The following is a 13,779-nucleotide window of genomic DNA, read 5'->3' on the forward strand; positions in this document are numbered from 1 at the left end:
CTCTAATGAATTAATTAAATGTATATCATTCGAAAATAGAATATGAAAAACATAAGAGCGTTTCTCGCAGTTGTTGACACAGGATCATTTACAGAGGCAGCCAATCAGTTGTTTTTAACACAGCCAACCATCACAAAGCGCATTTCACAATTGGAATATCAAATGCATAATAGCCTATTTAATCGCTTAGGTAGTCATATTGAGCTCACCGATGCAGGAAAGGCTTTGTTGCCTTATGCTCGGCGTATGGTAAATGAGTGGAATAATGCACAAAATACGATGCAGATGTTTAATACTGAAGTCATCGGGGATTTGGCGCTGGATTGTAATTACTCCTTGGGACTGCACTTTTTACCGATGGTGCTTAAAACGCTTAATGCTGAACATCCAAAAGTTAATTTGAAAATCAACTTTGACTATACGTTACCGATTATTGACAATATTTTGGATTACAAGTCAGAGCTTGGATTGATTACAGTGAATGACAATATTCCAGATGATATTGTCACGCATAAAATTTTGAAACAAAAAGTCATTCCTGTTATTTCTAGCAATCATCCATTTTGGCGGTCAAAGGAAGATATCCATACAAAACTGCAGTCGATTCCTGTTATTTCACCAGAGGCAGGGAATCAGCATCACACAGAACTTCACAAGCTTATAAATCACTTTTCAATTCAATCACCGGAGATTTCAGGGGTTAACATGTTAGAGATCATTGTCAGTATGGTTGAAAAGGGGATTGGCTGGGCGCTAATCAGTGAGAACATGCTTAATGACAAACTAAAAAGAATTCCGCTTAAGATGAAAGAGACGTTTATTGAAAATGCCTGTATTTATAGAAAAGGGGTGACTTTATCAAAACCAGCCAAAGTGTTTTTACAACTCTGTCAAAATGCTACCAAGCAATCTTAGATGTAGGGACATAGCGCTTTAAAAGTGTTTTGTATTTTGCTTCTAATACTTCCTTTGGTGGCAACTCTGGTAATTTTGAGTATAAATCCGCCTTTTGGAATGCCTTTAAAAGGGGTAGTAAATGCCAATCACGCTTTGATGCAAGTGCCTGATAACCATGTCCTCCTGTTTGTGGTGTGTGCCAAGGGTAAAATGAATGGTAGCGTAAGAGATAAAGGGCTTCATAAGGAAGAGCACTGCCTTGCTCTGCAACTTTGTAGATATATTCATCATGGCCAAAGCTCATATCCACCTGATCAAAACCACAAAATTTAGGGTAGCTGCCAAAATGTGTACTTGTGGAGGTATTGTAGCTTGGATAGTCAGCTGATGCTTGATAATAACTTTTGTGAGCAAATACATTTTGTGGCTCAAATGGACAGGCAACAGGGTAGGTGTCTCCAACAACAGACCATTGTGGCAGTGCTCCATAATCATCAAGTGTCATAATTTTTCCAAGATCATGGATAAAACCGGTTAAAGGAAACCAAGACCAATCGCTAATATGTGAGTAAAGTGCATTTAAGGTATCCTTTTCAAGATAAAAATTTTGATATTCTTGTGGCAGAGAGTCCCATTCATGTGCTCTAAACAAGCCTTTGATGCTGATGTTATCTTTCAATGTATAATCATCATTTAAAAATTTATTTTGCACAGCTTCGGCTGTTTGATAAGCATGCTCTATTTGTGGCAGATCATTATCAGGGTCACTTTCATCATGTACATTTTCCAGTAACTTAAACACCTCATAGACATCCATTTTAGGATGCTTTAATGCATAGTATTTTTGCTTCATACCCTTAACATATTGTTGTGTTTGGTTTTCATGCATCATGCGATAAGTTCTCTCTACGCGTTCTTGAAACAAGCTATCTTCATAGTTTCTAAACTCGCCAAAATTATTATCTTGTTGTATGTTATTCGATGTTTCAGACATAGCTGACTCCTGTATTTTAATTGGTTATGCTGTGTTGCCAAGCTCTCGCAATTTCGCACCAGCATTAAGATTATCTTCAATGGTTTCCAGTTCAACATTTTTCGTCTCTGGAACAAAAAAGTAAGTAATAATACAACAAATAAGTGCAACAATAGCGTATAAACTAAATGTCGTTGAAACGCCAAGAGTATTTAAAATTGTTAAAAAAGTAGCAGCAACGACAAAGTTTGCTAACCACTGAATAGAGGCGACAAAGCTCATGCAAGCACCACGCACATCAAGTGGGAATATCTCTGAGATAATCAGCCAGAAAAGAGAGCCAACACTGATACAATAGCCAATAACATAAACAATTAAGCAAATAAGCGCCATATAGGCCACAAGTGTTGAGCTTGTTGCATCGTGCAGAAAATAACTCATTAAGAATAAGCTAATGGCTGCTAAGGCTGATCCAATAAAGAGAAAAAGACGCCTGCCAAGCTTATCAATAAAGATAATTGTTACTACGGTAAATACAAAATTAACAATGCCAAGCACCATTGTCATAAACATTTGTGTCTCGCTGCCTTTAAAGCCAATGCTTGCCATAATGTGAGGGCCATAATACATCACGGTATTAATGCCAAAAAATTGCTGAAAAATACCAAGGGCAAGGCCAAGATATAAAACAGGTCGCACACGTTTAGTAAAGATAGCTCTAAAGCTCGCTTTATTTACATTTAAGGTATTTTCTAAGTGTTTAAGTTCATGCAGTGCTTCCTCTGCAGTATTTCTGATCCTATTCAGCGTGCGATGTGCTTGATCTTTTTTCCCTTTAGAAACAAGCCATTTTGGGGAATAGGGCATAAATATCATGCCAGCAAATAACAAAAAGGCAGGAATAATGCCTGATAGAATCATGGCTTGCCAGTTTCCTGATGCGGTAAAGGCATAACCAACCATAAATGCCAAAACCTGTCCACCTGTTAAAAAAGCGCCATTCCATAACACAAGCGAGCCTCTATTTTTAGGGGGGGCGACTTCAGCAATAAATAAAGGGGCTGCATAGGAAGCAATGCCAATAGCAAAACCTAAGATAAAGCGGCCAATAACAATCATTTCAATATTAATAGGGAAAGCCGCGATCAGTGTGCCGACTATAAATATAAGTCCCGTTGCTATCATAACACGCTTACGACCGAATCTATCAGTAAAGCGGCCACTTAGTAGTGCGCCAAAAAAAGCACCAAGGACACAAAAGCTAACCACCATTTCAATTTGCCAGTTGCTAGCAGAGAAATCTTGTTGAATAAAAGGTGTTGCCCCTGCAATGATCGAGGTATCAAAGCCAAATAATAACCCGCCTAAAGCTGCGACTGCAACAATTAAAATAACATAACGGTTGAGTTTGTTTTTTTCTTTTGTAAGCATTTTATTTCGCATTTTTCCCATAGTGCCCCGATTCTATCTAATTTGAAACTAAATTACAAATTTGCAACTGAAAGTGCAAGCGTTTGTGTTCGCCAGTTTGCGTTTAATATTTAAACCAATAAAGATGAAGAGTATAAAAAAGGTTGCCTTGAGTGTGATTTGTGATCAATCATTTCTAGGAGTATTATTGCTGCCATAAAAGTGCTTAATATTCAATCGTTTTCAGTGATGAAATATTGAAAATTTTTAATATAGCATATCAGTAGTTTACATCGTGATTTTTGATGCGTACTATTTCATCTAAAAATATGTAATATAAGAAATATATGAATTTTAGAAGAAAGAGAAGAGGCGTTTTATTTAGAAATATGGTACTTTCATGTGCTACAGTAGTGTCATTAAGTGCATGTTTTGGATCCTACTCTGAATATAATGGAGGAGAGACAAGTACAGGTAGTGTTACAAGTCAGGACAATGTGCAAATCCCCACACTCTCAGCAAAAAGTGCACCAGTGCATGGCGAAATGACGATTACCTATCAACAAGCAGCCCATCTACAATCTGCATCTGGATCCTTTATGGTCGGAGCAGACAATAGCAATGATGTTGTGCATATCTCACATATAGGCACTGCCAATCTGCCGGCAGATGTTAATATTCAATATTTTGATACGGCAAATCCTGATAGCTGTATTAATGATAAAGGAGTTGGAATGTCACTCACTCCGGGTAAAAGCTGTACTTTAACGTATATATTAAGCTCTGATAAAGCCCAAAAAGTTGAAGGGGCACTCAATATTAACATAACAGGTGCCATCACTAAGACAATCAGCAAAAAAATCAGTACAGAGTTTAAAGAAAGAAAAGAGCTGCACAATCAATTAACCGCGTCAATGAGTAGAATTGTTCCGGGTGGATCAGTGGTGTTGAAAGTGAAAAATAATAGTAAAGAGCGATTAAACACAGTTGTTATTCAATTTTCAGGTTTAAGTAATGCAGATCAGTCAGCACTTTTATCGCTTATTACAATTAGTCCGGATAGTGATTTGCCAGTGGTGACAACCCAAAGAGAAATTGTTATTCCTGAAATTGCGCCACAGGCATCTAAAGAGATAAAGTTTTCGATCCAAGGGGGGAAAGTAGCACGGGTCCTCTTAACAAAACTGAAAGATCAGTTAAGTCTTCAAAATGCTATAACAGTTGATGCAGGAAACTCAGTTGAGTATGCTATGCCTGTGAGCGTGAATAATCTGCCAATCCTTATTCCAGCGCTTAATATTACTCAACCGGGAACGAATGAGCTTATTATCCAAAATCTCTCTCGTGAAAGGGTTATTCTTGCGAATAATATAGATAAGGTGAGCTTACCTTATGGTGTAAGTTACAATCAACAAAAAAGCACCTGCAAAAATGCGTATATTTTAGAGGGAGGATCCAATTGTAAATTGGTATTTGATACGTCAATAGATGCCTATAATACCAATGGCATACCAAAGGCACTTGATTTTAAGTTCACAACGGCTTCAGATGACTCTGCTAGCAGTATAGATCAGACACCACAAGCTTTGGTGAATGTCTCTCAAGTCACTGTTGCACCTGGGGATGGCAAAACAAACCATATTCTACTCAATCAAGCACCAGAGCACTCAAGCTCAGAGGTTGAAACCACAGTGAAATTAACGAACATGGGCGCATTTACTTGGCATCCATCAAATAATCAAGATGATTATAAGGTGCTGACGGGAGATACCTTAAGCGTTAACAGCATCCGTATTGTTAATAATGAATGTGTTAGCGCCTCTCAGTTGGGAGTGGCACCTAAAAGCTCGTGTAATTTAACTTTTCAAGTATCAGGAGGAGTGAGTAGTATATCAAGCCCATCTCAGCTTGAACTTGTCAAAAGGAATAATTTAGCGCAAGACACGGTGATTCCAATTGATATCAAATCCAGCCAAGATAATAGCATCAAAACGAATCTCAGCGCGGATCATCAGATGCTTGCAGTAAAAGCAATAGATATTTTGAATGATGGTAAAAACCCCTTAAATATCTCAACCACAATCACAAACGATACAAATAATGCGGAAGAATTTCAAATATGGGATGGTAAAACTGCTGTCAAATGGTGCTCCCAAGGAACCTGTCCAAATGCTTGTCCGATTACGATCGAAAATGATAAAGGCTTGATGAGTAATTTAGCATCAGAAAAAAGCTGCAAGCTTTATATCTACTCATCGGGGAACCCTGAGAAAAGCTTAGATGCAAGTTTAAATATTACAGCGACTAATGTTAATAAAGATTACAAAGCAACTGATGTTTACTCACTTCATGCGGTGCAAAATTTATATGCCACAGGGTATATTAATACGGCCTCTAATGTTAATTTAAGTTTGTACAAGGCAGCGCTTCCAGAGCTGCAAAGTTTTCAAGTCATTTCCCCTGATGCACCGAAGCTTCAAACGCCAAGTTATGGGCTATCAGTCTCTCCAAATGGACAAGTGCTTATTGCAAATGGACAAAACTTATATCAGTATGACTTTGTTCATCAGCATATCGTTAAGCTCCCAGATTTAGGAATTAGTGGGGATGATGGTTATATTTCGGCAATCGCTGTAACAAATGATGGAATCTATGTTGGGACAAAAAACAAAATTTATTTATATCAATTTAATCACTTTGAGGATACAGCAAGCCTTGTCAGTGAAATAACAGAAGCAAAATCACAATTGAGTGATACCAGTCAAAATGATATTAGTGGCATTGCTTTGAGCTATAAAGATAACAACCCTGATCAGATATATTATGTTGATACTGGGAGTATAACCATTCATAAGGGTGATAGCGCTTTATCCCAAGCGCCAAACACATTTGCAAGTTATGTAGTGCTAGGGGCATCCTATCCTACCTATTCACTTATTCATAATCAGTCAAAGATAAAAAGTGTGCTAGAGAGTGAAAGGTTTTTTATGGGGGTTAAGCTACCTAGTAATAGTACGATAGGAAGCTATGATGTAAATACTAAAAGTTTTTTACCCTTGAAAGATGAGAAAAAGAGTGACATTTCTATTGATCCGGCTCATTCAGATGCTCATCCTTTGGCATTGGCGCAAACAGTGGGGGATGATGGAACACCCTTAAATACGTATGTAACAACATCAAAGTCTAATAAAGTGTTTGTTTATGGGAATCAAAATGCCCATTATCTGCAAGAGACAAACCTTTCCTATCCTAATACATCAGATAATAAAGAAGTAACCGCAATGCGACTTGCAGTGGGTGCAGAGCTTAGTGTTTCTCGAATGTTGGAACATCGGTTATAGATTATGTTGAGCATATTTTATATGCGGTGCTTTGCCTGAAATGAAAAATAAGCACCATAAGCGCGATGTAGGTAATATTATTTTGCCTGATTATGTTTAAAGCTTAAATAACCGTTTTGATTGAGAGTAGGTGATTTCTTTAGCAATATGATAGGCATCTTTAAGCGATATGCGCTCATTGGCAACTTGCTTTGCTAAATAATGGCTGTCTACACGTCTTGCAATATCATGCCGAACGGGAATGGATAAAAGTGCGCGCGTGTCATCAATAAACCCTGTGGTATTATAAAATCCAGCAACCTCTGTAGTCGCTTCTCGAAATCGCATCATCCCCTCTGGTGAATCATTAAACCACCAAGGCGGGCCAAGAAACACACTTGGATAATGACCAGCAAGTGGTGCAAGCTCCCTTGAATAAACTGACTCGTCCATTGTGAAAAGAATAAGGCGAAAGTTTTTTTCATTTCCTACTTGGCTTAGTAGTGGATAAAGCCCATTTACATAATCACACTTTTGTGGAATATCCGCGCCTTTATCATGACCAAAGCGTTGTTGAACTTGGCGGTTATGATTACGCATGCACCCAGCATGAAGCTGCATAACAAGTCCATCCTCTGCGGCCATTTTTGCCATTTCTGTTAGCATTTGTCCACAAAAGACTCTTTTGTCATTAACATCAGCCTTATCGTGTAAAACACGTTGAAATAAAGCCTCTTTTTCACTGTTAGATAGATCAAAAGTAACAGGAACACTCACACCGTGATCAGTAGCTGTTGCGCCATTGGCTTTAAAATAAGCACGTCTTTCTCTTAGTGCATCTAAAAAGGCTTGAAAGTCCCCAATTTCTTTATTAAGCGTTTTCCCAAGTTTAGGGATATTTTCATGAACGGGGTGAAGCTCTGGATTTGTCACACTATCTGGGCGAAAGGTTGGAATGATTTTGCATGAGAAGAGGGTCTCTTGAATCATTTGATGATAGTTAAGCGGATCATCAACATTGTCTGTTGTCGCAATGACTTCAATATTAAAACGCTTACAGATACCACGAGGTAAAAAGGCTTCTTTTTGTAAACATTTATCAATGTGCTTATAAATGGTATCCGCGGTGTCGGGAGTAAGTGTTTCGCTTATGCCAAAAACATTTTTAAGCTGGGCATCGAACCAAAGTCCCACTTGGGTTCCTGCAAATAAATACCAATGCTTGGCAACCTTTTTCCAAATGATATGAGGATCGGTTTCATAGCTTCCTCCACCTTTTGGCGAAATCCCAAAGTCTTCTAATGCTAAGCCTTGAGAGTAAAACATCCGATAAATATAGTGATCAGGTGTAATCAACAGATTTACAGGGTTATTGAATGCTTTATTTTCAGCGAACCATTTTGGATCAGTGTGACCGTGTGGGCTAATAATCGGTAAATCCTTAATATAATGATAAATTTCAAGTGCGATTTCTCTAAGCTTTCCCTCTGTGGGGAAAAGCGTCATATCTGTAAACATAATAGACCCTTGATGTTTGAGTTTAAATAGATGAGCTACCAATTGCGATAATATTATCAAGTGCTAAATACTGAGATTTATTCTGTTCATTGATGCCACCAGTGACACAAAATTTCATATCTGGAAATACACTCAAATAGCTCTTTAGTACTTGAAGTCCATTCATTGCGCCTGCAGGGAAAAATTTGGCACAATTAAAGCCAAAGCTTTGTAATGTCATCACCTCATGTGGTGTGATTACCCCTGGTAGATAGTTGATTTTATTTATTTTTGCATGCTCTAACAGCATGGGTGTAAACCCTGGGGATACTTGAAATCTCGCGCCCATTTCATGACAAGTTTTCATTTGATCTATTGAAGTAATGGTGCCAACTCCGATGATAAAGTCATTAAAATCTGGATGATTGATAAGTTTATCAACAATATTAAGGGCATTTTTTGAGCGCAGGGTTAGCTCAATAATTTTAATATTTTTTTCTCTGAGCTTATCAAAATAAAGATAGGCGCTCTCAAGCGTATCTATCGATACAACTGGAATAACAGGGTTGTTTTCTAATATACTCATTAGGCTCATAACGTTAGCTCTCTTTGCTATATTGTTGTAATTTATGACGGTATTGATCGGTGGTGTTTTTGTCAATAATCGCGCCTTGATGTTGGATGATTTCAGCGGCAAAACTCTGTGCAAATCTGCATGCAAGTTCCATGTTTAACCCATAGGATAAAGCAGCAAGATAACTTGCGTTGAAACTATCTCCAGCAGCAGTGGTGTCAACAGGGCGTTCAATTTTTTGATCAGGTGAAATTAACAGAAGCTCCCCATCTTGATAGCAAAATGTTGGCAGGGGGCCTTGTTTAATAACAATATGTTGAATGCCGTATGACTGATAACGCACGAGTGTCTCGTTGGGATCTTTGTCGTTAAAAAGAAGCGCTTCATCATCAAATGTGCTAATAACAAGATCACAAAGTGGAAGAAATTTTTGCAGCACAGTTTGCGCTTTATGCGGACTTGTCCAACATTTAGGACGGTAGTTTAAATCAAAAATAATACGTGGGCGATTTATTGCATCACTTTTATGTTTCAATAGCCATTGGGTTAATATCTCAAGCTGTTTTTCATCCCAGCGAGAAAGCGAAATACCAGAGAGATAAATATCAGGGTAACTTTGTGAAAGTGCATTCAGCTGGCTGTCGGAGGTATGTAGAAAAAGAGACTTTACTGGCGCATTTTCACGCCAATAATGAAATGATCGCTCACCCATGCTATCTGTTTGAATGGCATATAGCCCAGGCAGTGCATGATCAATTTGTATAATTGGACTGGTGTTGATCTTTTCATTTTCAAAGGAGCGCATCATCTGATGGGACAATGCATCTTTACCAAGCGCGGTTAAAAAGGCAGTGTCATGCTCTGTGAGACGTCTGTAATATACGGCGGTATTCAGCACATCTCCACCATAGTTTAATTGGCATGCTTGATGAAAAAAAAGCGATCCGCTTATCTCCAGCATACACTCGCCAATAACCAGTAAATTTCCCTGCATGTTATTGACTCTCAAGTTCTCTGGCAACAGCATAGGCAACGCCTCTCACCTCAGCAAGTCCTTTTAAGCGCCCAATACATGAATAGCCAGGATTGGTTTTTTTATTTAAATCATCTAACATTTGATGGCCATGATCAGGGCGCATATAGACAGCGTGTGAGCGTTTTTCTATGTTTAGAATTTCCTTCACAAGTGCATACATATCCGTATTACCATCTAGATGGTCTGCTTCATAAAAGCTTCGATCATGTTCACTTAATCGCACATTGCGTAAATGCGTAAAATAAATACGATCTCCAAACTCTCTGGCAAGATTAGGCAAGTCATTATCTGCGCGCGCACCAAGTGAGCCTGCACACAAGGTGATACCATTTGCTTTTGATGGCAGCTTTTCAAATAACCAGCGATAATCCTCAGCAATAGAAATAACACGTGGTAAGCCAAAGATTTCAAAAGGTGGATCATCTGGATGAATGGCAAGCTTTGTGCCGACTGATTCAGCTACAGGTAAAACGCGCTCAAGAAAATAGCATAAATTCTCTTTGAGTGTCTCTCTTGAAATAGGCTTATATTCATCTAGGGCTGCTTGAAAGTCTTTGATTGTAAAGCTTTCTTCTGCACCTGGCAGTCCTGCAATGATTGTTTTGGTTAGGCGATCTTTTTGCTCTTTTGACAGTGATTCATAATAGAGAGCGGCCTTATTTTGAATCTCAGCGCTGTAGTCATTTATGGCATCTTTTCTTTTTAAAATATGAATATCAAAAGCAGCAAGCGCCTTTTCATCAAATGAGAGCGCTTTAACGCCATTTGCGAGGGTTCGCGCTAAATCAGTGCGTGTCCAATCTAAAACAGGCATAAAATTGTAGATGATTAAGTGGATACCGCATGCTGCTAAATTTTTAATGCTTTGGCAGTAGTGATCAATGAGTTTATCGCGCTCAGGCAGTCCTTTTTTTATTGCTTCATGCACAGGAACAGATTCAACAATTGACCAGTTAAGATTGGTAGGACCAAGGTGCTGAGAGTGAGCGACTTCTTGTTGGCGTTTTTTGATCTCATCGACAGGCCAAATATCTCCATTTGGAATATGATGGAGCGCAGTGACAATATCACTGACACCTGTTTGCATAATATCTTCTATAGACACAGGGTCTTTAGGTCCATACCAGCGCCAAGATTCTATCATTGTTTTTCCTTAGTTAATTCGATTGATTTGCTTGTTGTGACAGAGTGTAGAAAGCTTTGGATGGCAGCCAGTGTTCCTTGCTGTGTGATTAATTTAACATAGTGCAGAACTTTTTCATTTAAAAGCGTATTCTTTTGTAGCTCAGGGTTAAAAACACTCTCAAGTGAGAAATAATACTGAACAAGCTTTTTTGCATCAGTGGATGCTATAAATTTATCTTTTAATGGGTCATTTACCGTTAGCATATTGCCTTGATCATTGCGGCCCTGAGTAAATATAATCCAAGCAGCTATCCCTAAGGCATAAATCTCATAATTGTCTTGTCTTTTAATAAGTGTTTGTAAATTTGTCAGCCATCTTTGTGGAATTTTCTGTGACCCGTCAGCTGCGATTTGCTCTGTTTTATGTGCTAAATGTGGATTTTTAAAACGCTCAAGCAATTGATCTTTATAATCATCAAGTGAGATTTCTTCAGGTAATCCAATTACAAGTGGGGCTGCAATCTTACTCATATAATAGTGAATGAGCTTATAAATATCAGGGTGTGCAATAGCATCTGAGACAGTTTTAAAGCCCGCAAGTGCGCCAAGATAAGCAATTAAGCTGTGGCTGCCATTTAACATGGTCAGCTTCATTGACTCAAAAGGCGCTACATCACGGACAAATTGCACACCTACATTCTCAAGAGGCGGTTTGTCGGAGGCAAAGTTATCTTCAATTACCCATTGGCTAAAGCGCTCGGTAATCACAGGAGCTAAATCTTTATAGCCAATATGTTGGTTGACTTTTTCTATGTCATGTTCACTCACAGCAGGGACAATTCTATCAACCATGGTAGAAGGGAAAGTGCAGTTATCATCAATCCAATTAGCAAAGTCATTATCAATGCTTTTAGCGAAAGAAAGGATTGCGTTTTTTAGGATTTTTCCATTATGAGGCAGATTATCACAGCTTATTAATGTAATGCCACTTTGGTGGTTTTTATAGCGCTTGTGAAGTCCCCATGCAGTAATGCCAATGGCTGTTTTTGGTGCTTGTTGGTGATTTAAATCATAGATGATATCTGCATGATCTAACTGAAAAGTGCTGTCAGATAGTGTTGAGTAATACCCTTTTTCAGTGATAGTGTAGCTAAGCATTTTTACTGCATCATCTGCAATATATTCAACAAGCGTGTTGGCATTTCCTTCACCGGCAAAGAGGGCCGCTTCAAGGGCATGGATTTGTGTATAATTGGATTCATTTTCACTCTCTTCGACTAAAGTATATTGGCAATTTTGTTGGTTAAGCTGATCGATGAGTTTTTTATTACTGCGAATTGTTGCGCTGATATAGTGCCATGTAGATAGATGGTTGGACTTATTAGTATTTTTTAATAAAAGCTGATTAAAGTAATAAAGCTGGTGCGCACGATGAAATGCGCCAAGACCAATATGGATTGCATAGAAACGATTCATATGATTATCCAAAAAGAACGTTGAAGAGTTGCGTTAGTATATACTGAGTTGTTGCTATTTTACAAATAGCATCGCAAGCAAGTTGTTAGTGAACTCGCTTAGAATAATACGTTTCAATATGGTGCAAATCTACATAGAAATGCCATTCAAACTCTGATACTATTGAATTTCTTCGTGTTTTTACGCTTATTTTGTAGCTAAATTACTTGAAATCACAACAAGGGGGATGGTGTGGAGCAGAATAATCTGAATAAAATAAAATTAATTGCAACGTTTGTGATGCTTAGCATATTAACTTGCGGACTGCCAATTTATGTTATGCAGGCAACCGCATATTTTCATGTTAGCACGATTGAAGCAGGATCATTAGAAAGTTATCAGAATCTAACGGGCATCATCGCCTCATTTGTTATTTTTGGTTTTTTACTTCGTTATGGGTATCGAAAGTCAATTATCGCCTCTATGGGGGTGTTAATCATTTTCACTTTTATGATGCCATTTTGGAATAGTTTATGGGCGATACGTTTATATTTGATTTTAATCGGTGTAGCGATGGTGATTATGAAAATCACGGTTTACTCTTCTGTAGCACTGTTGATTAAAGATGAGAAAAAACATGCAAGTTTTTTAAACTTTGCAGAGGCTATTTATACCTTGGGATCAGTTGCAGGTATGTGGATGTTTTCCACCTTTATTCATAAAATGCCCGCACATTGGATGAATGCCTTTTGGTTAATTGGTGCGCTTTGTCTAGTCATTTTACTATTTTGGTTGTTTACAGACTTTCCACACATTAAAGTTGACAAAACAGAGCATGTCTCAGCCAAAGTGCAAGCCAAGATGTTTGTGCCAATTATTTGTGGCACTGCTAGTGTGTTATTTTTGCTACTTTTGTTTTGTAGTGAAACCTTAGAGCAAGGAGTGGGCTCATGGTTGCCTTATTTCTTTCATGGACAGTTTCTAATGACGCAGGCATTTGCAGCAAAACTTGCTAGCCTTCTTATGTTTGGTGAGCTGATCGGTAGAATCTTTGGTGCGATTGTCCTTCGCTTTATTCGTTGGGATTATTTTTTTATGGTAATGTTTTTTATCGGTTTTGTGCTAATTGGCTCAGCGGTAAAAACGATGCCAACAGAGCTAAGCGCAATTAAAACTTGGTCAGCGGTTCCTTGGAATGGTTATGCGCTTGTTGCCATTGGCTTTTTTCTGGGTCCTATTTATCCTACGATTATCTCGGCATTGTTGATGACTCAGAAAAAATCATATCACGCAATTACCATGAGCCTTGTGATGATATTCACGGCACTCTTTGATAGCATATCATCTAAGCTTTTGGGTGTTTTAATGTATCTGACAAGTGATCAGGTGGCATTTGCACTTGTGGTGATTCCATCCTTTGTGCTATTTTTTAGCTTCATTCATTTATATTATAAGTTTGCACATAAGAATAAATACATAGAAGGCATTTAAA

General features: G+C 38.2%; 10 protein-coding genes. 3 read left to right on the forward strand and 7 right to left on the reverse strand.

Annotation, left to right across the window (positions count from 1 at the left end; genetic code table 11):
* Positions 1 to 42 precede the first annotated feature (42 nt).
* Positions 43 to 915: a LysR family transcriptional regulator gene (locus tag A37Q_RS0112155; protein WP_018300555.1), complete on the forward strand. Its 873-nt coding sequence runs from the start codon at positions 43 to 45 to the stop codon at positions 913 to 915.
* Here the strand turns inward: A37Q_RS0112155 and A37Q_RS0112160 are convergent.
* Together A37Q_RS0112160 and A37Q_RS0112165 are read right to left on the reverse strand one after the other, a co-directional pair.
* Complete coding sequence (locus A37Q_RS0112160) at positions 899 to 1,891, reverse strand: inositol oxygenase family protein (protein WP_018300556.1); 993 nt, start codon at positions 1,889 to 1,891, stop codon at positions 899 to 901. The genes A37Q_RS0112155 and A37Q_RS0112160 overlap by 17 nt on opposite strands.
* A gap of 24 nt (positions 1,892 to 1,915) precedes the next feature.
* Positions 1,916 to 3,313 (reverse strand): sugar porter family MFS transporter, encoded by a 1,398-nt coding sequence (locus A37Q_RS0112165; protein WP_018300557.1) that lies wholly within the window; start codon positions 3,311 to 3,313, stop codon positions 1,916 to 1,918.
* A 314-nt stretch (positions 3,314 to 3,627) separates the two neighbouring features.
* Between A37Q_RS0112165 and A37Q_RS0112170 the strand changes: the two genes are divergently transcribed.
* A complete protein-coding gene (locus A37Q_RS0112170; protein ID WP_154648696.1) occupies positions 3,628 to 6,621 on the forward strand; it encodes a ligand-binding sensor domain-containing protein in 2,994 nt (997 codons plus the stop codon).
* 96 nt (positions 6,622 to 6,717) lie between these two features.
* On the opposite strand, the gene uxaC is transcribed toward A37Q_RS0112170, so the two are convergent.
* The 5 genes from uxaC to A37Q_RS0112195 are packed head-to-tail and all read right to left on the reverse strand — an operon-like array spanning position 6,718 to position 12,308.
* Positions 6,718 to 8,118: a glucuronate isomerase gene (gene uxaC, locus A37Q_RS0112175; protein WP_018300559.1), complete on the reverse strand. Its 1,401-nt coding sequence runs from the start codon at positions 8,116 to 8,118 to the stop codon at positions 6,718 to 6,720.
* Between the two features lie 22 nt (positions 8,119 to 8,140).
* Positions 8,141 to 8,683, reverse strand: coding sequence for a bifunctional 4-hydroxy-2-oxoglutarate aldolase/2-dehydro-3-deoxy-phosphogluconate aldolase (locus A37Q_RS0112180; RefSeq protein ID WP_240402943.1), 543 nt, complete (start codon positions 8,681 to 8,683; stop codon positions 8,141 to 8,143).
* Positions 8,684 to 8,696: 13 nt separating this feature from the next.
* Positions 8,697 to 9,698 carry a sugar kinase gene (locus A37Q_RS0112185; protein WP_018300561.1) on the reverse strand — a complete coding sequence of 334 codons (1,002 nt, stop codon included), beginning with the start codon at positions 9,696 to 9,698 and terminating at the stop codon, positions 8,697 to 8,699.
* Positions 9,667 to 10,851 carry a mannonate dehydratase gene (gene uxuA, locus A37Q_RS0112190; protein ID WP_018300562.1) on the reverse strand — a complete coding sequence of 395 codons (1,185 nt, stop codon included), beginning with the start codon at positions 10,849 to 10,851 and terminating at the stop codon, positions 9,667 to 9,669. Before uxuA ends, A37Q_RS0112185 begins: the two co-directional genes overlap by 32 nt.
* The gene (locus tag A37Q_RS0112195; RefSeq protein WP_018300563.1) at positions 10,848 to 12,308 is read right to left on the reverse strand and encodes a mannitol dehydrogenase family protein; all 1,461 of its coding nucleotides are present in this window, start codon (positions 12,306 to 12,308) and stop codon (positions 10,848 to 10,850) included. Before A37Q_RS0112195 ends, uxuA begins: the two co-directional genes overlap by 4 nt.
* 231 nt (positions 12,309 to 12,539) lie before the next feature.
* Here A37Q_RS0112195 and A37Q_RS0112200 point away from each other — a divergent pair, with 231 nt between their 5' ends.
* Positions 12,540 to 13,778 carry an MFS transporter gene (locus tag A37Q_RS0112200; protein ID WP_018300564.1) on the forward strand — a complete coding sequence of 413 codons (1,239 nt, stop codon included), beginning with the start codon at positions 12,540 to 12,542 and terminating at the stop codon, positions 13,776 to 13,778.
* The last annotated feature ends 1 nt before the right edge of the window (position 13,779 follow it).

The organism is Fangia hongkongensis FSC776 = DSM 21703, assembly GCF_000379445.1.
GTDB lineage: Bacteria > Pseudomonadota > Gammaproteobacteria > Francisellales > Francisellaceae > Fangia > Fangia hongkongensis.